Below are 22,193 nucleotides of genomic sequence, written 5' to 3'. Positions count from 1 at the left end.
CAGCCCTCTCCCTGAAGGGAGAGGGAGCTGAATCTTCAGAGGAGAAACCTCATGCAAGACCAGAAAACCCTCACCGGCGGCCAGGCCCTGGTCCGGCTGCTGGCCAACTACGGCGTCGACACCGTGTTCGGCATTCCCGGCGTGCACACCCTGGAGCTGTACCGGGGGCTGCCCGGCAGCGGCATCCGCCATGTGCTGACCCGCCACGAGCAGGGCGCCGGCTTCATGGCCGACGGTTATGCGCGAGTCAGCGGCAAGCCGGGCGTCTGCTTCATCATCACCGGCCCGGGCGTGACCAATGCCGCCACGCCCATCGGCCAGGCCTATGCCGATTCCATCCCGATGCTGGTGATCTCCAGCGTCAACCACACGGCGAGCCTCGGCAAAGGCTGGGGCTGCCTGCACGAGACCCAGGACCAGCGCGCCATCACCGCGCCCATCACCGCCTTCTCGGCGGTGGCGCTGACCCCCGAGGACCTGCCCGAACTGGTGGCCCGTGCCTTCGCCGTGTTCGACGGCGAGCGGCCGCGCCCTGTGCATATCTCGGTGCCGCTGGATGTACTGGCCGCCCCCGTGGCGCGGGACTGGACCCTCGAGGTGGTGCGCCGCCCCGGCCGCGGCCTGCCGGACAGTGATGCCCTCAAAGCCGCGGCGGACAAGCTGGCCGCGGCCAGGCGGCCGATGATCATCGCCGGTGGCGGTGCGCTGGAAGCCGCCGCTGCTGTGCGTGCCCTCAGCGAACGCCTGGCCGCACCGGTGTTCACCAGCGTTGCCGGCAAGGGCCTGCTGCCGCCGGAGGCGCCGCTGAACGCCGGCGCCAGCCTCTGCGTGGCGCCGGGCTGGGAGATGATCGCCGAGGCCGATCTGGTGCTGGCCGTAGGCACCGAGATGGCCGACACCGACTTCTGGCGCGAGCGCCTGCCGTTGTCCGGCGAGCTGATCCGCATCGATATCGACCCGCGCAAGTTCAACGACTTCTATCCCTGCGCCCTGGCCCTGAAGGGCGATGCCCGGCAGACCCTGGACGCGCTGCTGGCGCGTCTGCCGCAACAGGGCAGGGCGGGAGACGCGGCCGCCGCCCGCGTGGCGCTGCTGCGCGAGGCCATTCGCACCGGCCACGCGCCGCTGCAGGGTATCCACCAGGCGATCCTCGACCGCATCGCCGCCGCGCTGCCGGCCGATGCCTTCATCAGCACCGACATGACCCAGCTGGCCTACACCGGCAACTACGCCTTCGCCAGCCGGGCGCCGCGCAGCTGGCTGCACCCCACCGGCTACGGCACCCTCGGCTACGGCCTGCCCGCCGGCATCGGCGCCAAGTTCGGCGCGCCGGAGCGGCCTGGTCTGGTGCTGGTGGGCGATGGCGGCTTCCTCTACACCGCCCAAGAGCTGGCGACCGCCACGGAGGAGCTGGACAGTCCGCTGGTGGTGCTGCTTTGGAACAACGACGCCCTGGGCCAGATCCGTGACGACATGCTCGCCCTGGATATCGAGCCGGTCGGCGTGTTGCCGCGCAATCCGGACTTCGCCGGCCTGGCCCGCGCCTTCGGCTGCAGTGTGAAGCAGCCGCAGAGCCTCGACGAACTGGAGCGCGACCTGCGCGCCGGCTTCGGTCACCCCGGCGTCACCCTGATCGAACTGAAACACGCCTGCGCGCGCTGACCCTGCCCCGCGGCAAGTGACGCCGCTGGTGGAAATCGCTTCGCGATTTCCACCCTACATCGATGAAACATGCCCCGTGCAGGCTTCGCGCGGGGCAAGGAGTTCCCCATGCGCTTTTCCGATCTCACCCAACGCATCGCCGGCGACGGCGCGGCGGCCTGGAACATCCACTACCGCGCCCTGGAGCGCCAGGCGCGGGGCGACGACATCCTGCTGCTGTCGGTGGGCGACCCCGATTTCGACACCCCGCAACCCATAGTCCAGGCCGCCATCGACAGCCTGCTCAACGGCAATACCCACTACTCCGACGTGCGCGGCAAGTTCACCCTGCGCCAGCGCATCGCCGCCTGGCACAAGCAGCGCAGCGGCCAGGCGGTCGGCGCCGACCAGGTGGTGGTGCTGGCCGGTGCCCAGTGCGCGCTGTACTGCGTGGTGCAGTGCCTGCTCAATCCGGGGGATGAGGTGATAGTGGCCGAACCCATGTACGTCACCTACGAGGCGGTGTTCGGCGCCTGTGGCGCCAAGGTCATCCCGGTGCCGGTGCGTTCGGAGAACGGCTTCCGCATCCAGGCCGAGGACGTGGCCGCCGCCATCACCCCGCGCACCCGCGCCCTGGCCCTGAACAGCCCGCACAACCCCTCCGGCGCCAGCCTGCCGTGCTCCACCTGGGAGGCCCTGGCGGAACTCTGCATCGCCCATGACCTGTGGATGATTTCCGATGAGGTCTACAGCGAGCTGCTGTTCGAGGGCGAACACATCAGCCCGGCCAGCCTGCCGGGCATGGCCGAGCGCACCGCGACCATCAACAGCCTGTCCAAATCCCACGCCATGACCGGCTGGCGCGTGGGCTGGGTGGTGGGCTCCGAGGCGCTCACCGGGCACCTGGAGAACCTGGCCTTGTGCATGCTCTATGGCTCGCCTGACTTCGTCCAGGACGCCGCCTGCGTCGCCCTGGAAGCGCGCCTGCCGGAGCTGGAAGCGATGCGCGAGGCTTACCGCCAGCGTCGCGACCTGGTGTGCGCGGAACTGGCCGGCTGCCCCGGCCTGCGGGCGCTGAAGCCGGACGGCGGCATGTTCGTGATGGTGGATATCCGCGAAACAGGGCTGTCCGCCCAGGACTTCGCCGACCGCCTGCTGGATCGCCATGGCGTCTCGGTGCTGGCCGGCGAAGCCTTCGGCCCCAGCGCCGCCGGGCATATCCGCCTCGGCCTGGTGCTGGGCAGCGCGCCATTGCAGGAAGCCTGCCGGCGCATCGCCGACTGTGCCTCCGAGCTGATTGATGAACGCAAAACTGCATGAATGATGATTGGCTCCATGAACCGAATCCCTGATCGTTGGGCTTCGCTCTGCGCCAACCTGCGGACCTCCCCATAAGGAACATCCATGAAGATTCTGATCGTCCACGCCCACCCCGAACCGCAATCCTTCACCAGCGCCCTGCGCGATTTGGCGGTGGAGACGCTGCAAGGGCAGGGGCACCAGGTGCAGGTTTCCGACCTCTACGCGATGAACTGGAATCCCGTGGCGTCGGCTTCCGACTTTTCCGAGCGGGCCAACCCGGACTACCTGGTCTATGCCCTTGAACAACGCGAGGGGGTCAAGGCCGGCAATATCGCCGCGGACATCCAGGCCGAGCTGGACAAGCTGCTCTGGGCCGATCTCGTGATTTTCAACTTCCCGCTCTACTGGTTCTCGGTGCCGGCCATGCTCAAGGGCTGGATCGACCGCGTGCTGGTGTCCGGCGTCTGCTACGGCGGCAAGCGCTTCTACGACCAGGGAGGGCTGGCCGGCAAGAAGGCCCTGGTGAGCCTGACCCTGGGCGGCCGCGAGCACATGTTCGGCGAAGGCGCCATCCACGGACCGCTGGAAGACATGCTGCGCCCGCTGCTGCGCGGCACCCTGGCCTATGTCGGCCTGGAGGTGCTGCCGCCCTTCGTGGCCTGGCACGTGCCCTATATCAGCAACGAGGCGCGGCAGGATTTCCTGCGGGACTACCAGGCGCGCCTGCAGAACCTGGAGCAGGACGCGCCGCTCCAGTTCCCGCGCCTGGACCAGTTCGACGACAGGTTGTACCCACTGGCGCGTTGAATGCCAAAGGCCGCCTCCGGGCGGCCTTCTTTGTTGTATGGATAGCGCTCTTCTATCCGCCATCCGTGGTCCAGGCCAGTTCCGTTGGTGGACCGGTGAAGCGTGGTCCACCCTACGCCCGGCTATTCCGCGCAGGGCCGGCTGGCGGCAAGCAGCGGCAAACAGCCTTGCCGCTTTGCCGCCCGGCAAAACCTCCGTTGCCGCTTATTGCCGCTCATGAATTTTTCAAGCCTTTGAAAATAAAGGGGAAATAATTTTGGCACGGCCTTTGCTGAATGCCTGGCAAGCAAACCAGATTGCCACTGGCAAAGGTTCCGGACATGAGCATCAGTTTCGAAAAGGCCCTCGGCATCCATCAGCAAGCCCTCAGCTTCCGCGCCCAGCGCGGTGAGGTGCTGGCCAACAACATCGCCAATGCCGACACGCCGAACTACAAGGCTCGTGACCTGGACTTCGCCAGCGTGCTGGCCCAGCAGGCCGAGAAGGCCGCCCACGGCAGCTTCCAGGCGACCCGCACCAGCGAACGCCATATCGCCGCCGACGGCTTCGCGATGGGCGAGGGCACGCTGAAGTACCGCATCCCCTTCCAGGCCGCCATCGACCAGAACACCGTGGACGCCCAGCTGGAGCAGTCGAACTACACCGAGAACTCCATGCAGTTCCAGGCCAGCTTCACCTTCCTCAACAGCAAGTTCAAAGGGCTGATCAGCGCCCTGCGCGGCGAATGACGGAGAGCCAAGCCATGTCCCTGTCCAGCATCTTCAACATCGCCGGCACCGGCATGAGTGCGCAGAACACTCGGCTGAACACCATCTCCAGCAACATCGCCAACGCCGAGACGGTGTCCTCCAGTCTCGATGCGACCTACCGCGCGCGTCACCCGGTGTTCGCCACTATGTTCCAGGACAGCCTGGGCAATGGCGACCGTGGCTCGCTGTTCGCCGAGGACGACCAGTCCGGCGCCGGTGTGCAGGTGCTCGGGGTGATCGAGGACCAGGGCACCCTGGTTCCGCGCTACGAGCCCAACCATCCGGCCGCCAATGCGGAGGGTTATGTCTACTACCCCAACGTCAACGTGGTCGAGGAAATGGCGGACATGATCTCCGCCAGCCGTTCCTTCCAGACCAACGTGGAAATGATGAACACCGCCAAGCAGATGATGCAGAAGGTGCTGACCCTGGGTCAGTGATAGGGAGCGAGGGAACAGCATGAGTGTCAGCAGCGCATCCACGAGCAACACCGCCCAGTCGGTGCTCGACCAGTACAGCCGTACCACCGAAACCAGGAAAAGCAACGAGCTGGGCAAGAACGAATTCCTCGAACTGCTGGTCGCCCAGCTGAACAACCAGGACCCCCTGGCGCCCCAGGAGAACGGCGAGTTCATCGCCCAGCTGGCGCAGTTCAGCCAGGTGGAAGGCATCGAGAAGCTGAACTCCAGCATGGGCTCGCTGCTTTCCGGCTACCAGTCGTCCCAGGCCCTGCAGGCCTCGTCCCTGGTGGGCCGCAAGGTGATAGTCCCGGCCGACAAGGCGGTGGTGGACACCAGCGAAACCTTCAAGGCCAGCGCCACGCTGCCGGTGTCCAGCAGCAACGTCTGGGTCAACGTCTATGACGCCAACGGCGCGCTGGTGAACCGCGTCAATCTGGGCCAGCAGTCCGCCGGCAGCGTCAGCTTCATGTGGGACGGCAAGGATGCCAACGGCAATCTCATGCCGCCCGGCACCTACAAGTTCGAGGCGCAGGCCCAGTACGGCAACGAGACCAAGGGGCTCTACACCATGCTGCCGGCCAACGTCGACAGCGTCACCCTGGGGCAGAACGGCGGCGAGCTGATGCTCAATCTCGCCGGCATCGGCAGTGTCGGCCTCTCCAAGGTTCAGGTCATCGGTCAGTAGCGGCCGGCAAATTCGGCAAGGAGTAATCGCATGAGTTTCAACATCGGGCTGAGTGGCCTGCGCGCCGCCAACAAGGACCTCAACGTCACCGGCAACAACATCGCCAACGCCGGGACCACCGGGTTCAAGCAATCCCGCGCCGAGTTCGCCGACGTTTACGCATCCTCGGTGCTGGGCAGCGGCAAGAACTCGCAGGGCAGCGGGGTGCTGCTGTCGAGCGTTTCCCAGCAGTTCAACCAGGGCAACATCAACTACACGCAGAACGCCCTGGACCTGGCCATCAACGGCAACGGCTTTTTCCAGGTCAGCAACAACGGCGCGCTGAGCTACACCCGCGCGGGGTATTTCGGCACCGATCGCAACGGCTTCATCGTCGACAACTACGGCTACAACCTGCAGGGCTATACCACCGACGCCAACGGCGTCCTGCAGACCGGCTCGGTCGGCAACCTGAGAATCCAGACCAACAGCCAGGACCCGAAGGCCACCGGCAATGTGGTGCAGGGCTTCAACCTGAACTCGACCAATGCCGTGCCGACCAACGCCTTCAATCCCACGGACCCGACCAGCTACAACTCCTCGACCTCGACCAACATCTTCGATAGCCAGGGCAATGCCCATGTGATGACCCAGTACTTCGTCAAGACCGGGCCGAACGCCTGGCAGATGAACGTGCTGATCGACGGCAACCACCCGCTGGCGGGCGTGGCCAACCTGGAAGCCAACTCCGCGGCCGGCGCCGCCGGAGCGACACCCGCCAGCGTGGCTGCGGCGGTGGCGGCGCTGGCCGGCCCCGGTTCCAATGTGCTGCCGGCCCAGGTGACGGCCGCCACCAATGCCGCCGCGGCGGCGGGGGCGACGGTCGAGAGTGTGGTCGCGGCCATTGCCGCAGCGGGCAAGACGCCGGTGAGCGCGGAGCTGGAGTTCGACTCGGTGGGCAAGTTGGTGCAGCCGGTAACCTCCACCAACCCCGCCGCCTATGATCCGAACGCCGTTCCCGCCATGCCGGCGCCGCAGCCCACTGATATATGGGAGCTGAATGCCGACGGCACCCTCAAGATCAGGAGCTGGATTCCCTCCACCTCCAATGGCCAGCAGGACCCGGTGTTCCTCGCCAACGGGGCGACGGCCAATGCCACTGGCGTGAACCTGGACTTCCGCCAGGCCACTCAGTTCGCCAGTGCCTTCGCGGTCAACAGCGTTGCCCAGGACGGCTACACCACCGGCGAGCTGGCGGGGGTGGAGATCAGCGACACCGGCGAAATCTTCGCCCGTTATACCAATGGCCAGTCGCGGGTCCAGGGCCAGGTCATCCTGGCGAACTTCGCCAACGTCCAGGGCCTGGCGCCGGTGGGCAAGACCCAGTGGATCCAGTCCTCGGACTCCGGCGAGCCGGTGCGCAACCCGCCGCGTTCCGGGACCCTGGGTGCCATCCAGTCCGGCGCCCTCGAGGATTCCAACGTCGACCTGTCGGATCAACTGGTGAACCTGATCGTCGCCCAGCGCAACTACCAGGCCAACGCCAAGACCATCGAGACGGAGAGCGCGGTTACCCAGACGATCATCAACCTGCGTTGATGAGCCGGACCTTGTAGGAGCGAGAAAGTAGGGTGGACCACGCTTCACCGGTCCACCATCCGGGGTTTGGGACGACACCTCCGGTGGATGTGAAAAGCGACATCGACCCTTGTACGCGCTTGCCGCTTTTCTGTGGGGGGCGAATTCATTCGCAAACCGGACCGCAGGTTCGGCCTGGGAATCAGATTGGGGCTGCTGCGCAGCCCTTGGCGAATGAATTCGCCCCCACAACAAAGGCCCCGCCACACTCCGTAGCCGGGAAGCGTTCCGGGCGGCAAATCCCCTTGCCGCTGGCGGCAGCCGCTGGCCGCCAGTGTATTGACCAGGCCTCGCAAGAGGCCTGTTTGTTTTCAATAAACTCCTTTTATTTCAATGTCTTGTGATTGTTTTTCCGGTTTGGCACGAGGCTTGCTGAATGGCATGCATAGCGCCAAGGGCGGCAATGCCCACTCGGAGAGATTCATGGACAAGATGCTTTACGTCGCGATGAGCGGGGCCAGCCAGAACAGCCTGGCCCAGCGCGCCCACGCCAATAACCTGGCGAACATCTCCACCACCGGGTTCCGCCGCGACTTCGAGCAGGCGCGTTCCATGCCGGTGTTCGGCGACAGCTTCCCGTCGCGGGTCTATGCCATGACCGAGCGCCCCGGCACCGACTTCACCCCCGGCGCCCTGCAGGAGACCGGCCGCGACCTGGATGTGGCCGTCGAAGGGGAGGGCTGGGTCGCCGTGCAGGCAGCCGATGGCAGCGAAGCCTATGTGCGCACCGCCAGCCTGCAGATCGACGCCCTTGGCCAGCTGCGCACCGGCAACGGTTTGCCGGTCATGGGCAATGCCGGTCCCATCGCCATCCCGCCGGAGCAGAAGGTGGAGATTGGCCAGGACGGCACCATCAGCATCCGCGCCCTGGGCGAGAACCCCAACGTGGTGGCCGAGGTGGACCGCATCAAACTGGTCAACCCCGATCCGAAGCAGCTGGAGAAGGGCAGCGATGGCCTGATCCGCATCAAGGACCCGCAGCAGGCGGTGCAGGCCGACGCCAACGTGCGCCTGACCTCGGGCTTCCTCGAAGCCAGCAACGTCAATGCCGTGGAAGAGATGACCGCGATCCTCTCGCTGTCCCGCCAGTTCGAGCTTTCCGTGAAGATGATGCGTACCGCCGAGGACAACGCCTCGGCAATGGCGCGGGTCTTGCAGTTCAGCTAATCACCAGCACGCGGCGCCATGATTCCGGCGCCCGAGGAGAAATAGATGCTTCCGGCACTCTGGGTCAGCAAGACCGGCCTGTCCGCCCAGGACATGAACCTGACCACCATTTCCAACAACCTGGCGAACGTCTCCACCACCGGCTTCAAGCGCGACCGCGCCGAGTTCGAGGACCTGCTGTACCAGGTTCGCCGCCAGCCGGGTGGCCAGAGCAGCCAGGACAGCGAGCTGCCCACCGGCCTGCAGCTGGGTACCGGCGTGCGCATCACCGGCACCCAGAAGATCTTCACCCAGGGCAGCCTGCAGACCACCGAGCAGCCGCTGGACATGGCCATCAACGGCCGCGGCTTCTTCCAGGTGCTGCTGCCCGACGGCACCGTCTCCTACACCCGCGACGGCAGCTTCCACCTGAGCTCCGACGGCCAGCTGGTCACCTCCCAGGGTTTCGCCCTGGAGCCGGCCATCGTACTGCCCGCCGAGGTGCAGACCTTCACCGTGGGCGAGGACGGCACCGTCTCCGTGACCACGGTCGGCAACCCCGCCGCCCAGGTGATCGGCAACATCCAGACCGCCGACTTCGTCAACCCGGCCGGCCTGCAGGCCATCGGCAACAACCTGTTCCTCGAGACCGCCTCCAGCGGTGCGCCGCAGGTCGGCACCCCGGGCCTCACCGGCCTTGGCGTCGTGCAGCAGAACACCCTGGAAAACTCCAACGTCAGCGTGGTCGAGGAGCTGGTGAACATGATCACCACCCAGCGCGCCTACGAGATGAACTCCAAGGTCATCTCCACCGCCGACCAGATGCTCGCTTTCGTCACGCAGAACCTGTAACGCCCCGAGGTAGTCGCCATGAACCGGCTGATCATTCTTCTCCCGCTGCTCGGCATCACCCTTGTCCAGGGCTGTGTGCAGCCGGCTCCGCGACCCAACGACCCGTACTACGCGCCCGTGCTGCCGCGCACCCCGCTGCCGGCCGCGCAGAGCAACGGCGCCATCTACCAGGCCGGTTTCGAGACCAACCTCTACGACGACCGCAAGGCCTATCGCGTCGGCGACATCATCACCATCACCCTCAACGAGCGCACCCAGGCCAGCAAGAACGCCAACTCGCAGATCCAGAAGGACAGCAACGCCAACATCGGCCTGACCTCGCTGTTCGGCGGCGGCGTCTCGGTGAACAACCCCAACGGCGGCCTCAACCCGCTGGATGCCGCGCGCCTGTCCCTGGATGCCGAGTACAACGCCACCCGCGATACCAAGGGCGACTCCAAGGCGGGGCAGAGCAACAGCCTGTCCGGCTCCATCACCGTGACCGTGTCCGAAGTGCTGCCCAACGGCGTCCTCGCCGTGCGCGGCGAGAAGTGGCTGACCCTGAACACCGGCGACGAGCTGGTGCGCATCGCCGGCCTGATCCGCGCCGACGACATCGGCACCGACAACACGGTGCCTTCCACCCGCGTGGCCGATGCGCGCATCACCTATTCCGGCACCGGCGCCTTCGCCGACGCCAGCCAGCCGGGCTGGTTCGACCGGTTCTTCATGAGCCCGCTGTTCCCGTTCTGATGAGGCCGACCATGAAGCGACTGATCACCGTCCTCTGCCTGCTGCTCGCCGCAGGCGCAGCCCAGGCCGAACGCCTGAAGGACCTGGCGAGCATCCAGGGCGTGCGCACCAACCAGCTGATCGGCTACGGCCTGGTGGTGGGCCTGAACGGCACCGGCGACCAGACCACCCAGACGCCCTTCACCCTGCAGACCTTCAACAACATGCTGGCGCAGTTCGGCATCAAGGTGCCGGCCAACGTCGGCAACGTGCAGCTGAAGAACGTCGCGGCGGTGTCCATCCACGCCGACCTGCCGCCCTTCGCCAAGCCGGGCCAGACCATCGACGTCACCATCTCCTCCATCGGCAACGCCAAGAGCCTGCGCGGCGGCAGCCTGCTGATGGCGCCGCTCAAGGGCATCGACGGCAACGTCTACGCCATCGCCCAGGGCAACCTGGTGGTGGGCGGCTTCGACGCCGAGGGCAGCGATGGTTCGCGGATCACCGTCAACGTCCCGTCGTCCGGCCGCATTCCTTCCGGCGCCACCGTGGAGCGCCCGGTGCCGAGCGGTTTCGAGCAGGGCAACTTCCTCACCCTGAACCTCAACCGCCCGGACTTCACCACGGCGAAGAACATCGTCGACAAGCTCAACGAACTCCTCGGCCCGGGCGTGGCCCAGGCCATCGACGGCGGCTCGGTGCGGGTCAGCGCGCCGCTGGACCCGAGCCAGCGGGTGGACTACCTGTCGGTGATCGAGAACCTGGAAATCGAGGCGGGCCAAGCGGTGGCCAAGGTCATCATCAACTCCCGCACCGGCACCATCGTCATCGGCCAGAACGTGCGGGTGCAGCCCGCTGCCGTGACCCACGGCAGCCTCACCGTGACCATCACCGAAGACCCCATCGTCAGCCAGCCCGAAGCCTTCTCCGGCGGCCAGACCGCCGTGGTGCCGCGCTCCAAGGTCAGCGCCGACGAAGAGGCCAAGCCGATGTTCAAGTTCGGCCCCGGCACCACCCTCGACGAGATCGTCCGTGCGGTGAACCAGGTGGGTGCGGCCCCGTCCGACCTGATGGCCATCCTCGAAGCGCTGAAGCAGGCCGGTGCCCTGCAGGCCGACCTGATCGTGATTTAAGGAAAGGACGATGAACTCCAGACTCTCCACAGGCGTCGCCACCGGCTCCAGGCCGGACAGCGGCGCCTACACCGACCTGAACCGGCTCAGCCAGCTCAAGGCCGGCAAGGATCGCGACAGCGAGGGCAACATCCGCAAGGTGGCCCAGGAGTTCGAGTCGCTGTTCCTCAACGAGATGATGAAGTCCATGCGTCAGGCCGGCGAAGCCTTCGCCGAAGGCAACTACCTGAACAGCAACGAGACCAAGGCCTACCAGGACATGCACGACCAGCAGCTGGCCGTGACCCTGTCCAGGCAGGGCGGCGTCGGCCTGGCCGATGTGCTGACCCGCCAGCTGTCGAAGACCCGCCACGCCGAGCGGCCCAATCCCTTCGCCCAGGTCCAGGCCAGCGGTTCGGCGCAGGTGGCCAAGGCGGCCGACGCCACGGCCCCGGCGCGTGACGATTCGAAGCTGCTCAACCAGCGCCGCCTGGCCCTGCCGAGCAGGCTCAGCGACCGCCAGGTAGCCGGCATGGTGTCGTCGCTGGAACAGCTGGGCGGCAAGCCGCTGGCGGGCAGCGACTGGACCCCGGCCCGGGTCTATGCGGCACCCGAGCGCGAGTCGGTGGGCGTCGAAGCCGCCGGCAACGCCACGGGCGTCGGCAAGCGCGTGTTCGCCTCGCGCGATGAATTCATCGAGACCCTGCTGCCCATGGCCGAGAAGGCCGCCGAGCGCATCGGCGTCGACCCCCGCTACCTGGTGGCCCAGGCCGCCCTGGAAACCGGCTGGGGCAAGTCGATCATCCGCCAGGCCGATGGCGGCAGCAGCCACAACCTGTTCGGCATCAAGGCCCACCAGAGCTGGGATGGCGAGTCGGCGCGGGTGCTGACCACCGAATACAAGGGCGGCAAGGCGGTGAAGGAGTCGGCGTCGTTCCGCGCCTACAACTCCTTCGAGCAGAGCTTCCACGACTACGTGAGCTTCCTGCAGAACAACGACCGCTACCAGGAAGCGCTGGACTCCACCGACAACCCCGAGCGCTTCGTCCGCGAACTGCAGGAGGCGGGCTACGCCACCGACCCGCAGTACGCCCGCAAGATTTCCCGGATCGCCCGCGGCATGCAGATCTACCAGGCCGTTGCCGCCGTCGACGGCACGACCACCAGGACCTGAGGCTTGAGTCATGGCTGACTTGTTGAACATCGGACTGTCCGGGCTTGCCGTGAGCAAGACCCAGCTGTCCATCACCGGCCACAACATCACCAACGTCAACACGCCGGGATTCAGCCGCCAGGACGCCTCCCAGGCCGCGCGGCTCTCCCAGTTCAGCGGCGCGGGCTACATCGGCTCCGGTGCAGCGCTGACCGAGGTGCGGCGGACCTACAGCGAATTCCTCACCGCGCAGCTGCGCAACTCCACCGCGCTGAACAGCGATGTGGCCGCCTACAAGAGCCAGATCGACCAGCTGGACTCGCTGCTGGCCGGCACCACCACGGGCATCAGCCCATCGCTGCAGAAGTTCTTCGCCTCGCTCCAGGCCGCCGCGGAGGACCCGGCCAACACCCCGGCGCGGGAACTGGTGCTGGCCGACGCCGAGGGCCTGGCGCGGCGCTTCAACAACCTGCACGACCGCCTCAGCGAGCAGAACGGCTTTATCAACAGCCAGATGCAGAGCATCAGCGAACAGGTCAATCGCCTGGCGAGTTCCATCGGCAGCCTGAACAACGCCATTGCCGAGGCTTCGGCCAACGGCCACTCGCCCAACGACCTGCTGGATGCCCGCGACGAGGCGGTGCGCCAGCTGTCGAGCTTCATCGGCGTGTCGGTGGTGAAGCAGGACGACAACAGCCTCAACCTCTTCATCGGCACCGGCCAGCCGCTGGTGGTCGGTGGCACGGTCAGCCGCCTGGATATCGTCAACGGCACCGGCGACCCGACCCGCTTCGAGGTGGAACTGGTCAATGGCGGCACCCGGCAGAACGTCACCAGCCAGGTCAGCGGCGGCCAACTGGGCGGCCTGATCCGCTACCGCAACGAAGTGCTCGACTCCTCGCTCAATGCCCTGGGCCGCCTGGCGATGGCGGTGACCGAGCAGGTCAACGGCCAGCTGGGCCAGGGGCTCGACCTCAAGGGGCGCGTCGGCTCGATGCTGTTCGGCGACTACAACACCCCCGAACTGGCGGACCTGCGTGCCCGTGCCTTCGCCGACAACGCCTCGGGCGTGGATGCCTCGCTGACCATCGACGACACCAGCCTGCTCGGCACCAGCGACTATCGCCTGGAATTCGACGGCACCTCCTACCAGGCGCGGCGCCTGAGCGACGGGGCGCCCATGACCGTCACCGTCGACCCGGCCAACCCCCTGAAGCTGACCCTGAAGGACGCCTCGGGGCGCGACCAGGGCTTCAGCGTGACCCTCACCGGCACGCCGGCCGCTGGCGACCGCTTCATGCTCGAACCGACCCGCACTGGAGCCTCGTCCATCTCGGTGGAACTGGACCAGGCCGACCAGCTGGCCTTCGCCGCGCCCCTGCGCAGCGAGGCCAACCTGCAGAATCGCGGCAACGCGGTGATCGGCGCGCCGGAAATCACCCAGGTGATCGACCCGGCCAACCTGGCCGGCATGCAGGCGCTGCGCTCCGACCCGCTGCAGCAGGGCGTGATCGGCGGCTTTCCCAGCCTGACCCTGACCTACGATTCCGCCAGCGGCCAGCTGCAGTTCCCCTCGCCGCTGCCGCCGGGCGTGCGCATCACCACGGTGCCGCAGCTACCGCCGGCGCCCGCGCCGAGCGACATCAGCGGCCTCGCTGTCACTCCGGGGCAGTCCAACAGCCTGTCCTTCGCGGTGGAAGTCACCGTGGGCGGGGTGACCCAGAGCTACAGCATCCAGCAGACCTTCAGCGGCCAGCCGCAGAACGGCGATATCTTCACCCTGGGCTTCAACAAGGGTGGCGTCTCCGACAACCGCAACGCCCAGAAGCTGGTGGACCTGCAGAACAAGGCCACCGTGGGTGTCGATTCCACCCTCGGCAGCAAGGGCTCCGGCGTCAGCTTTTCCGACGGCTACGGCCAACTGGTGGAACGGGTCGGCACCCTGACCGCCCAGGCCCGCCAGGACAGCGAGGCCTCCGGCGCCATCCTCAAGCAGGCCAGCGACAACCGTGACTCCTTGTCAGGGGTCAACCTCGACGAAGAAGCCGCCAACCTGATCAAGTTCGAGCAGTACTACAACGCCTCGGCCCAGATCATTCAAGTTGCGCGCTCCTTGTTCGATACCCTGATCAGCAGCTTCCGCTAACGGGCCATCGCCATGCGAATTTCCACTCTCCAAGCCTTCAACAACGGTGTGAACGGCCTGCAGCGCAACTTCTCCGACGTCGCCCGCACCCAGGAGCAGATCAGCACCGGCAAGCGCATCCTCACCCCGGCCGACGACCCGGTGGCCTCGGTGCGCCTGCTGCAGCTGGACCAGCAGCAGGCCGTGCTCGAGCAGTACCAGGGCAACCTCGCCGCGGCGCAGAACAGCCTGAGCCAGGAAGAGGCCACGCTGAACTCGGTGAACAACCTGCTGCAGCGCGTGCGCGAACTGGCGGGGTCGGCGGGCAATGGCGCCTTGAGCCAGGCCGACCGCAAGGCCATCGCCACCGAACTGGCCGAGCGCGAGGACGAGCTCCTCGGCCTGATGAACACCCGCAACGCCCGCGGCGAATACCTCTTCGCCGGCTACCAGGGCAAGACCCAGCCCTTCGTGCGCAATCCGGACGGCAGCTACAGCTACCAGGGCGACGAAGGCCAGCGCCAGCTGCAGGTCGCCAGCTCCCTGCAGGTACCCATCAGCGACAACGGCCGGGCCCTGTTCGAGAACTCCATCAACGCTGCGCGCCTCGCGGTCGCCGGCAACCCGGCGGCACCGGCCGCTCCCTATGTCAGCGGCGCCCTGGTGGACGACGAGGTGAGCTTCGCCAACTTCCCGGCGGGCGGCATCCAGCTGGACTTCAACGACCCGGCCGATCCGCTCAAATACAGCCTCACGCCCCTGCCGCAGCCCGCGGCGGGGCCGGTGGTCAATGGCAGCCTGACGGCGGGCAAGGACACCAAGGTCAGCTATGGCGGCGTCACCTTCCACATCAACGGCACGCCACCCAATGGCGCCAGCGTCACCATCGCCCCGCCCGACGATGACCCCGCCACCGCGCCGGCGAACAAGGTAGGTCTGCTGGACACCATCGCCAGCCTGCGCAAATCCCTGGAGTCCGGCGTCGACACTCCCCAGGGCAGCCGCGAAGTCCGCGACGCGGTGGCACTGGCCCTGACCAACCTGGACAACGGCATGACCACCCTCGACACCGTGCGCGGCCAGATCGGCGCGCGGCTGAACATAGTCGAGTCCACCCAGACCTCCCACGAGGAAGTGGGCCTGGTGAACAAGAGTGTCCAGGCCGAACTGCGCGACCTGGATTACGCCGAGGCCATTTCCAGGCTGTCCATGCAGTCGATCATCCTCGAGGCGGCGCAGCAGAGTTACGTGAAGATCAGCGGGCTGAACCTGTTCAACCAGTTGCGCTGACCCCAGCTGTTTGCCCTGCGAGGCTTCGATCCTGCTTCGAAGCCTGGCCATTGCACGGACAGCCCCCTCTCCCTTCAGGGAGAGGGCGGGGGGAGAGGGTGACCGGACCCGTGCAAAGGTTGGATGGCATCCTCTGCCCATCGAGGCTCACTGTCGCGCCGGACCATCTCCAAGGCCGCGTCCTTTCATTTCAACTTGGGATGTCCTTCGGGTGTCATGAGCAATCGGCTCTGCCTGTTACAGCTCAAGTTGTCCGGCTAGAGCGACGGAGCTGACCAGGTAGGGTGCGCGTGGCGCACCTTACGGTGGAGCAAGTGCAGGTGTTTTGCCCCGAGTGCGTCGATCAACCCCTCCCTCCAGTAGCGTGAGAGAGCCAGGATCGATGGGTTTCGCAAGCTCTACCCATCCTACGGGCTGCTTCAGTGCCCATCCAAGGCACGGATATCCCCCTCTCCCTTCAGGGAGAGGGCTGGGGAGAGGGGAGGGCATCCGGGGGCCACAAGGAATCCGAAGGGGAGACCTTCGGCCTCCATGGCGAATGAATTCGCCCCTACAGGGTCATACAGGCGGCACCTGCGCCGGACCCTCCCCATAGCCGCGCCCTCCACTCCTAAGTCCTTGTCAAGACAGCAAAAATAAAAAAACGAAAAAATCTTCCAGCAAGCCCTAAAGGTCCCAAGGGCAGGGCCGATACAAAGGACGAATGCGAACTCACTGGCGCCTGAGCATGGAGGCCCGCGGGTCGCTCACTCAGGTAACCACCAGGTCCCTTTGGAGAGTCCACCATGGCCTTGACCGTCAATACCAACACCTCTTCCCTCAACGCCCAGCGCAACCTGGGGGCGTCCTCCAATGCGCTGAGCACCTCCCTGCAGCGCCTTTCCACCGGTTCGCGCATCAACAGCGCCAAGGACGACGCCGCCGGCCTGCAGATTTCCAATCGTCTGACTGCTCAGATCAATGGATTGAATGTGGCAGCTCGCAATGCGAATGACGGGATTTCCGTTGCGCAAACAGCGGAAGGAGCATTGCAGGAGACCACGAACATCCTGTTCCGGATGCGCGACCTTACGCTGCAAGCTGGTAACGGTAGCAACAATGCTGATGATCGCACCGCTATCAATACAGAGCTGACCGCCCTTAAAGACGAACTTGATCGAATCGCATCCACCACCACCTTTGGTGGGGTAGCTCTTCTGGACGGTTCTTACGACAAGGATTTCCTGGTAGATGCCAACGCTGCGGCGGCAGGTGGGGTGAAAATCACCATTGAATCTGGCACTGCAGGAGAGGGATTCAGTTCGACCAATTTGGGAGTTAATACGCTCGACGCAACAACAATTACCGATCAGGCGACCACCGAAACTGCTGTGACTGCCATCGATGCGGCTATCAAGGAGGTTGATACCTCTCGTGCAAACCTTGGTGCGGTACAGAATCGCCTCGGCAGCACAATTTCCAACCTGCAAAACATCGCCGAGAACCAATCGGCATCCCGTGGCCGTATCAAGGACACCGACTTCGCCGCTGAAACCGCCAATATGACCAAGAACCAGGTGCTGCAACAGGCCGGCACCGCGATCCTGGCCCAGGCCAACCAGCTGCCGCAGGCGGTGCTCAGCCTGCTCCGCTGATACCGGCAGCGAGTCCGCGTAACCACCACGGGGGGAAGTGCCTGGCGCTTCTCCCCGTCTTGCCATGTGAGGTGAGGCGATGGACGTTACGAAAATTCAGGCCCAGCCGCAGGGGCTAGCCGTTACCCGTCAGTCCCAGGTGGGCAACGACCTGGCGGTCGGCTCGGCTGGAAAGCCAGCGGAAAGGGAAGCGGCCAAGGCCGAGGAGAAACCGGTCGAGGCTGCGTTATCCAATATCCAGGACTTCGTGCAGCACATTCAGCGCAACCTGAGCTTTGCCCTAGACGAGTCCAGCGGGCGGGTGGTGGTGAAGGTCACCGATGCCGAGTCCGGCGAGCTGATCCGGCAGATACCCTCAGAAGAAGTGTTGAGGCTGGCGGAAAGCCTGTCCGAGGCCCGCAGTCTGCTGTTCCAGGCCGAGGCTTGATTCAGGGTTGGCATGGGATTTGTAGCAATGGGGCACCAGGTACTGTGGTGCCAGAAGCTTGACGAGGGGGAGAAATGGCAGGGATTACGGGACTGGGTTCGGGGCTTGACATCGACAGCATCGTGTCTGCCCTGGTAAAGGCGGATCGTGCGCCTAAAGATTTGCAACTGGCGCGACTGGAAAAAACTACGAACACGAAGTTCACCGCATTAGGTCAGCTAAAGAGCGTGTTGAGCGAATTCCATACTGCCCTCAAGGACCTGAACAAGTCGTCCCTGTTCGAGAATCGTTCCGCGACCTCGTCCGATACCAGCCTACTCACCGCTACTGCCGCCAAGTCGGCCCTGGCCGGCACCTACAGCATCAAGGTCAGCCAGTTGGCCACCGGCAGCAAGGTGGGCACGGCGGCCCTGGCCAGTGACTACAAGGTGCCCACCAACGCCGATGCCAATGGCATCGCCGGCAAGCTGACGGTCAAGGTCGGGGCCAGCGATACCGGCACCGAAGTCGAGATCGCCGAAGGCGCCACCCTCACCGAAGTGCGCGATGCGATCAATATTCAGCTCAAGGAAAAGGGCGTTACCGCGAACCTTGTGAGTAACCCCAGCGATGGCACCACCCGTCTGGTGCTCAGCTCCAGCAAGAGCGGTGCCGGCAACGATGTGCAGATCACCAGCAGCGACCCGGACCTGGCCTCGCTGACCATCGGCAGCGGAACCCTGAGCAGCGCCGATCCCGCCAGCAGCGGCATTATCGAAGCCGCGCGCAATGCCAAGTTCAGCATCGACGGCCTTGAGCTGGAAAGCGCCAGCAATAGCGTGACTGGGGCCATTCCCGAAGTCACCGTCGACCTCAAGGCGGCCAGCACCGAAAAGACCATCACCCTGACCATCGACCAGGACAAGGATGGGGTGAAATCTCAGATCGGCAAGTTCGTCGATGCGTACAACAAGGTGGTCACCATCACCAATAAGCTGACTTCGGTAACGCCTTCCAGCAGCGGCGATGCTCCGATCACCGGAGGCCTGGTGGGGGATGCCACGGTAAGGAACCTGCTCGGCGGGATTCGCAATACCCTGGCGGAACCGGCGGAACCGGCGGATCAGGAGGGTATCCGCGTCCTCGCCGATCTGGGTATCTCCACCCAGAAGGACGGTACCCTGAAGATCGACGACACCAAGCTGGACAAGGCCCTGAAGGACAATTTCGACCAGGTGGCGAGCTTTTTCACCGGCGACACTGGACTGATGAGCCGCTTGGACAAGCGCGTCGACAGCTTCGTGCAGACCGGCGGCATACTGCAGCAGCGCATGGATGGCCTGCAGAGCACCCTCAAATCGGTGGACAAACAGAAGGAGGCCCTGGAGGTCCGAGTCGCCCAGGTTCAGGAGCGCCTCTACAAGCAGTTCAATGCCATGGACTCCATGGTCAGCCAGCTCACCCAGACCAGCGACCGCCTGACCCAGGCGCTGGCCAGCCTGCCGGGCGTGGTCAGCAAGGATTGATCGCCATGCCGAATCCCATCGAAACCTACAAACAGGTGGTCGCCAGCCCCGAGGTCTCGCCCTACGAGGCGGTGCGCCTGCTGCTGCAAGGCGCGCTGGAGCGCATCTCCCTGGCCCGTTTCGCCATGCAGCAGGGCAACCCCGAAATGCGTGGCAATGCCCTGGGTTCCACCCTGGATATCCTCGGTGCCTTGCAGGCGGGGCTGGACCCGCAACTGGGTGGCGAGATCGCCGCCAACCTCGATGCCCTCTACGACTACATGACCCGCCGCCTCGCGGGCGTGGCGCTGGACTCCACGCCGCGCCGGCTGGATGAGGTGGAGGCCCTGCTGTTGCAGATCAAGGAAGCCTGGAATGGCATAGGTCCCGAGGTGGGTGCTTCCGCCGGTTGAGCTGGTGGCTGCTATTGAGGGATCGTGAGCCACTCGGGAGAATTCGCGAGCAAGCTCGCTCCTACAGGTCCTGTGCGCTACCGCAAAATTTGCATTGGATCGGGCTAAAGCTTGCCGTTGGTCGGCCGATACCTGGGGTATCAGCCAGACAGCGCAGCCGGAGTCACCATGTACGCAGCCACAGCCCTCAAGCAGTACCAGTCGGTCAATGTCCAGGCCCAGGTCTTCGATACCACGCCGCACCGCCTGATCCAGATGCTGATGGAAGGTGGCCTCGGCCGGCTGGCCCAGGCCCGCGGCGCCATGGAGCGCGGCCAGGTTGCCCTCAAGGGCGAACTGCTGGGCAAGGCCATCGCCATCATCGGCGGCCTGCGCGATGGCCTCGACCGGCAGAAGGGCGGCGAGATCGCCGCGAACTTGGACGGCCTGTACGAGTACATGGAAGGCCGCCTGCTGCAGGCCAACCTGGAGAACGATGCCGCTCTGGTCGACGAAGTGGCCGGATTGTTGCGAGAAATCAAGTCCGCCTGGGATGCCATCGCACCCTGAGCGGCAGTAGAGGACGACACCATGAATTCATCCGTTCAGCGTCTCGAAAGCACCGGCAGCGCCCTGCGCGCCGCCCTGGCCAACCAGGATTGGGCGGCCATCGGCGAGCTCGACCAGCAGTGCCGGCAGGCCGTCGACGACGCCATGGTCGATGCGGTGTCCGACACCGAGGTCCTGCAGGCGCGCATGGAAGAGTTGCTGGCCCTCTACCGCGAGCTGGTCACCCTGTGCCAGGCCGAGCAGCAGCGCCTGGCCGGCGAGCTGATCCAGCTAAACCAGGCCAAACAGGGCGCCAAGGTCTACCAGCTGTTCGGCTGATAGCTGTGCGATGTTCTTCTGCCATTAAATCGACACTGTACTGACAACTGCTTAGCCGTTCCGTCGGCTGGATCAAAAAAAGCACGCCATAAATTTGACTCGGCAGGGGTTTTTCACTTTACTAGTGGCCAATTGCCGGTCGATCCCGCACCCGGGAAGCACCGTCTCCCCATGCGCCGTGGAATACGGCGTCCAGCCCAGAAAAAGCAAGAACCCGACAATGTGGCGTGAAACCAAAATCCTGCTGATCGACGACAATGGCGATCGCCGCCGCGACTTCGCGGTGATCCTGAATTTCCTCGGTGAAGAGTACCTGGCCTGTGCCAGCAACGACTGGCGGGACATGACGGGTTCCCTGGCCTCCAGTCGCGATGTCCTCTGCGTGATGCTGGGCGAAGTGAGCGCCAAGGGTGGCGTGCTCGAGCTGATCAAGCAGGTGCTGGCCTGGGACGAATTCCTCCCGGTGTTGCTGCTCGGCGATCAGGTCCAGGCGGATTGGCCGGAAGACCTGCGCCGCCGTCTCCTGGTCAGCCTGGAGATGCCGCCGAGTTACAACAAGCTGCTCGATTCCCTGCACCGCGCCCAGGTGTATCGCGAAATGTACGACCAGGCCCGCGAGCGCGGCCGCCAGCGCGAGCCGAACCTGTTCCGCAGCCTGGTGGGCACCAGCCGTGCCATCCAGCAGGTGCGGCAGATGATGCAGCAGGTGGCCGACACCGACGCCAGCGTGCTGATCCTCGGCGAGTCCGGCACCGGCAAGGAAGTGGTGGCGCGCAACCTCCACTACCATTCCAAGCGTCGCGAAGCGCCCTTCGTGCCGGTCAACTGCGGCGCCATCCCGGCGGAGTTGCTGGAAAGCGAATTGTTCGGCCATGAGAAGGGCGCCTTCACCGGCGCCATCACCAGCCGGGCGGGGCGCTTCGAGCTGGCCAACGGCGGCACCCTGTTCCTCGACGAGATCGGCGACATGCCGCTGCCGATGCAGGTCAAGCTGCTGCGGGTGCTGCAGGAGCGCACCTTCGAGCGGGTCGGCAGCAACAAGACGCAGAACGTGGACGTGCGCATCATCGCCGCCACCCACAAGAACCTCGAACAGATGATCGAGGCCGGCAGCTTCCGCGAAGACCTCTACTACCGCCTCAATGTCTTCCCCATCGAGATGGCACCGCTGCGCGAGCGGGTGGAAGACATCCCGCTGCTGATCAACGAGCTCATCGCCCGCATGGAGCACGAGAAGCGCGGCTCCATACGCTTTAACTCCGCCGCCATCATGTCCCTGTGCAACCACGACTGGCCGGGCAACGTTCGCGAGCTGGCCAACCTGGTGGAGCGCATGGCGATCATGCATCCCTACGGTGTCATCGGTGTCAGCGAGCTGCCGAAGAAATTCCGCCACGTCGACGACGAGGACGAGCAGCTCAAGGCCAGTCTGCGCGAGGAGATCGAAGAGCGTTCGGCCATCGGCGCCGGCCTGCCGGGCGTCAGTGCCCCGGCACTGCTGCCGCCGGAGGGCCTGGACCTCAAGGACTACCTCGGCAACCTGGAGCAGGGCCTGATCCAGCAGGCGCTGGACGATGCCTCCGGCGTAGTGGCCCGCGCCGCCGAGCGCCTGCGCATCCGGCGTACCACCCTGGTGGAGAAGATGCGCAAGTACGGCATGAGCCGTCGCGACGAGGAATTGGCGGAAGAATAATTCCGCTTTTTCCAAGTGCCTGTT

21 protein-coding genes are annotated in these 22,193 nt (G+C 65.3%); all 21 read left to right on the top strand.

Annotation, left to right across the window (positions count from 1 at the left end):
* The first annotated feature begins 51 nt into the window (after nucleotides 1-51).
* The 21 genes from ACFPU0_RS13080 (at nucleotide 52) to ACFPU0_RS12980 (ending at nucleotide 22,169) form a co-directional block, all read left to right on the top strand.
* Nucleotides 52-1,662: a 5-guanidino-2-oxopentanoate decarboxylase gene (locus tag ACFPU0_RS13080; RefSeq protein ID WP_377693475.1), complete on the top strand. Its 1,611-nt coding sequence runs from the start codon at nucleotides 52-54 to the stop codon at nucleotides 1,660-1,662.
* A gap of 108 nt (nucleotides 1,663-1,770) precedes the next feature.
* On the top strand, nucleotides 1,771-2,961 hold the full coding sequence (locus tag ACFPU0_RS13075; RefSeq protein WP_377693474.1) for a pyridoxal phosphate-dependent aminotransferase: 1,191 nt from the start codon (nucleotides 1,771-1,773) through the stop codon (nucleotides 2,959-2,961).
* 84 nt (nucleotides 2,962-3,045) lie between these two features.
* A complete protein-coding gene (locus ACFPU0_RS13070) occupies nucleotides 3,046-3,750 on the top strand; it encodes an NAD(P)H-dependent oxidoreductase (RefSeq protein ID WP_377693472.1) in 705 nt (234 codons plus the stop codon).
* A gap of 320 nt (nucleotides 3,751-4,070) precedes the next feature.
* Nucleotides 4,071-4,478, top strand: a complete 408-nt coding sequence (flgB, locus tag ACFPU0_RS13065; protein WP_377693471.1) for a flagellar basal body rod protein FlgB — start codon at nucleotides 4,071-4,073, stop codon at nucleotides 4,476-4,478.
* Nucleotides 4,479-4,492: 14 nt separating this feature from the next.
* Complete coding sequence (gene flgC / locus ACFPU0_RS13060) at nucleotides 4,493-4,939, top strand: flagellar basal body rod protein FlgC (protein WP_377693470.1); 447 nt, start codon at nucleotides 4,493-4,495, stop codon at nucleotides 4,937-4,939.
* Nucleotides 4,940-4,958: 19 nt separating this feature from the next.
* The gene (gene flgD / locus ACFPU0_RS13055) at nucleotides 4,959-5,645 is read left to right on the top strand and encodes a flagellar hook assembly protein FlgD (protein ID WP_377693469.1); all 687 of its coding nucleotides are present in this window, start codon (nucleotides 4,959-4,961) and stop codon (nucleotides 5,643-5,645) included.
* Nucleotides 5,646-5,675: 30 nt separating this feature from the next.
* Nucleotides 5,676-7,223, top strand: a complete 1,548-nt coding sequence (locus tag ACFPU0_RS13050; protein WP_377693468.1) for a flagellar hook protein FlgE — start codon at nucleotides 5,676-5,678, stop codon at nucleotides 7,221-7,223.
* 462 nt (nucleotides 7,224-7,685) lie between these two features.
* Complete coding sequence (gene flgF, locus ACFPU0_RS13045; RefSeq protein ID WP_377693467.1) at nucleotides 7,686-8,429, top strand: flagellar basal-body rod protein FlgF; 744 nt, start codon at nucleotides 7,686-7,688, stop codon at nucleotides 8,427-8,429.
* Nucleotides 8,430-8,474: 45 nt separating this feature from the next.
* Entirely contained in the window at nucleotides 8,475-9,260 is a 786-nt protein-coding gene (gene flgG / locus ACFPU0_RS13040; RefSeq protein ID WP_280287599.1) for a flagellar basal-body rod protein FlgG, read from the top strand.
* An 18-nt stretch (nucleotides 9,261-9,278) separates the two neighbouring features.
* A complete protein-coding gene (flgH, locus tag ACFPU0_RS13035; protein ID WP_377693465.1) occupies nucleotides 9,279-9,992 on the top strand; it encodes a flagellar basal body L-ring protein FlgH in 714 nt (237 codons plus the stop codon).
* Between the two features lie 11 nt (nucleotides 9,993-10,003).
* Entirely contained in the window at nucleotides 10,004-11,104 is a 1,101-nt protein-coding gene (locus tag ACFPU0_RS13030; RefSeq protein WP_377693464.1) for a flagellar basal body P-ring protein FlgI, read from the top strand.
* A 10-nt stretch (nucleotides 11,105-11,114) separates the two neighbouring features.
* Entirely contained in the window at nucleotides 11,115-12,257 is a 1,143-nt protein-coding gene (flgJ, locus tag ACFPU0_RS13025; protein ID WP_377693463.1) for a flagellar assembly peptidoglycan hydrolase FlgJ, read from the top strand.
* A gap of 10 nt (nucleotides 12,258-12,267) precedes the next feature.
* Nucleotides 12,268-14,382 (top strand): flagellar hook-associated protein FlgK, encoded by a 2,115-nt coding sequence (gene flgK / locus ACFPU0_RS13020; protein WP_377693462.1) that lies wholly within the window; start codon nucleotides 12,268-12,270, stop codon nucleotides 14,380-14,382.
* A gap of 12 nt (nucleotides 14,383-14,394) precedes the next feature.
* Nucleotides 14,395-15,651 (top strand): flagellar hook-associated protein FlgL, encoded by a 1,257-nt coding sequence (gene flgL, locus ACFPU0_RS13015; protein WP_377693461.1) that lies wholly within the window; start codon nucleotides 14,395-14,397, stop codon nucleotides 15,649-15,651.
* 785 nt (nucleotides 15,652-16,436) lie between these two features.
* Nucleotides 16,437-17,285, top strand: a complete 849-nt coding sequence (locus ACFPU0_RS13010; RefSeq protein ID WP_377693460.1) for a flagellin domain-containing protein — start codon at nucleotides 16,437-16,439, stop codon at nucleotides 17,283-17,285.
* A gap of 79 nt (nucleotides 17,286-17,364) precedes the next feature.
* Nucleotides 17,365-17,712, top strand: a complete 348-nt coding sequence (locus ACFPU0_RS13005) for a flagellar protein FlaG (RefSeq protein ID WP_377693459.1) — start codon at nucleotides 17,365-17,367, stop codon at nucleotides 17,710-17,712.
* Nucleotides 17,713-17,786: 74 nt separating this feature from the next.
* Nucleotides 17,787-19,217: a flagellar filament capping protein FliD gene (fliD, locus tag ACFPU0_RS13000; protein ID WP_377693458.1), complete on the top strand. Its 1,431-nt coding sequence runs from the start codon at nucleotides 17,787-17,789 to the stop codon at nucleotides 19,215-19,217.
* Nucleotides 19,218-19,222: 5 nt separating this feature from the next.
* Nucleotides 19,223-19,609 carry a flagellar export chaperone FliS gene (fliS, locus tag ACFPU0_RS12995; protein WP_377693457.1) on the top strand — a complete coding sequence of 129 codons (387 nt, stop codon included), beginning with the start codon at nucleotides 19,223-19,225 and terminating at the stop codon, nucleotides 19,607-19,609.
* Nucleotides 19,610-19,777: 168 nt separating this feature from the next.
* Complete coding sequence (fliS, locus tag ACFPU0_RS12990) at nucleotides 19,778-20,158, top strand: flagellar export chaperone FliS (RefSeq protein ID WP_377693456.1); 381 nt, start codon at nucleotides 19,778-19,780, stop codon at nucleotides 20,156-20,158.
* 21 nt (nucleotides 20,159-20,179) lie between these two features.
* Nucleotides 20,180-20,476, top strand: a complete 297-nt coding sequence (locus tag ACFPU0_RS12985; RefSeq protein WP_377693455.1) for a flagellar protein FliT — start codon at nucleotides 20,180-20,182, stop codon at nucleotides 20,474-20,476.
* A gap of 220 nt (nucleotides 20,477-20,696) precedes the next feature.
* Nucleotides 20,697-22,169: a sigma-54 dependent transcriptional regulator gene (locus tag ACFPU0_RS12980; protein ID WP_377693454.1), complete on the top strand. Its 1,473-nt coding sequence runs from the start codon at nucleotides 20,697-20,699 to the stop codon at nucleotides 22,167-22,169.
* Nucleotides 22,170-22,193 lie beyond the last annotated feature (24 nt).

The organism is Pseudomonas sp. GCM10022186 (genome assembly GCF_042656385.1).
Lineage (GTDB): Bacteria > Pseudomonadota > Gammaproteobacteria > Pseudomonadales > Pseudomonadaceae > Metapseudomonas.
Note: the sequence above shows the minus strand (reverse complement) of the source record. Positions and strands in the feature narration are given on the sequence as shown.

Coding starts and splice junctions, on each gene's coding strand:
- ACFPU0_RS13080 (WP_377693475.1), top strand. CDS start 52: ATGCAAGACCAGAAAACCCTCACCGGCGGCCAGGCCCTGGTCCGGCTG.
- ACFPU0_RS13075 (WP_377693474.1), top strand. CDS start 1,771: ATGCGCTTTTCCGATCTCACCCAACGCATCGCCGGCGACGGCGCGGCG.
- ACFPU0_RS13070 (WP_377693472.1), top strand. CDS start 3,046: ATGAAGATTCTGATCGTCCACGCCCACCCCGAACCGCAATCCTTCACC.
- flgB (WP_377693471.1), top strand. CDS start 4,071: ATGAGCATCAGTTTCGAAAAGGCCCTCGGCATCCATCAGCAAGCCCTC.
- flgC (WP_377693470.1), top strand. CDS start 4,493: ATGTCCCTGTCCAGCATCTTCAACATCGCCGGCACCGGCATGAGTGCG.
- flgD (WP_377693469.1), top strand. CDS start 4,959: ATGAGTGTCAGCAGCGCATCCACGAGCAACACCGCCCAGTCGGTGCTC.
- ACFPU0_RS13050 (WP_377693468.1), top strand. CDS start 5,676: ATGAGTTTCAACATCGGGCTGAGTGGCCTGCGCGCCGCCAACAAGGAC.
- flgF (WP_377693467.1), top strand. CDS start 7,686: ATGGACAAGATGCTTTACGTCGCGATGAGCGGGGCCAGCCAGAACAGC.
- flgG (WP_280287599.1), top strand. CDS start 8,475: ATGCTTCCGGCACTCTGGGTCAGCAAGACCGGCCTGTCCGCCCAGGAC.
- flgH (WP_377693465.1), top strand. CDS start 9,279: ATGAACCGGCTGATCATTCTTCTCCCGCTGCTCGGCATCACCCTTGTC.
- ACFPU0_RS13030 (WP_377693464.1), top strand. CDS start 10,004: ATGAAGCGACTGATCACCGTCCTCTGCCTGCTGCTCGCCGCAGGCGCA.
- flgJ (WP_377693463.1), top strand. CDS start 11,115: ATGAACTCCAGACTCTCCACAGGCGTCGCCACCGGCTCCAGGCCGGAC.
- flgK (WP_377693462.1), top strand. CDS start 12,268: ATGGCTGACTTGTTGAACATCGGACTGTCCGGGCTTGCCGTGAGCAAG.
- flgL (WP_377693461.1), top strand. CDS start 14,395: ATGCGAATTTCCACTCTCCAAGCCTTCAACAACGGTGTGAACGGCCTG.
- ACFPU0_RS13010 (WP_377693460.1), top strand. CDS start 16,437: ATGGCCTTGACCGTCAATACCAACACCTCTTCCCTCAACGCCCAGCGC.
- ACFPU0_RS13005 (WP_377693459.1), top strand. CDS start 17,365: ATGGACGTTACGAAAATTCAGGCCCAGCCGCAGGGGCTAGCCGTTACC.
- fliD (WP_377693458.1), top strand. CDS start 17,787: ATGGCAGGGATTACGGGACTGGGTTCGGGGCTTGACATCGACAGCATC.
- fliS (WP_377693457.1), top strand. CDS start 19,223: ATGCCGAATCCCATCGAAACCTACAAACAGGTGGTCGCCAGCCCCGAG.
- fliS (WP_377693456.1), top strand. CDS start 19,778: ATGTACGCAGCCACAGCCCTCAAGCAGTACCAGTCGGTCAATGTCCAG.
- ACFPU0_RS12985 (WP_377693455.1), top strand. CDS start 20,180: ATGAATTCATCCGTTCAGCGTCTCGAAAGCACCGGCAGCGCCCTGCGC.
- ACFPU0_RS12980 (WP_377693454.1), top strand. CDS start 20,697: ATGTGGCGTGAAACCAAAATCCTGCTGATCGACGACAATGGCGATCGC.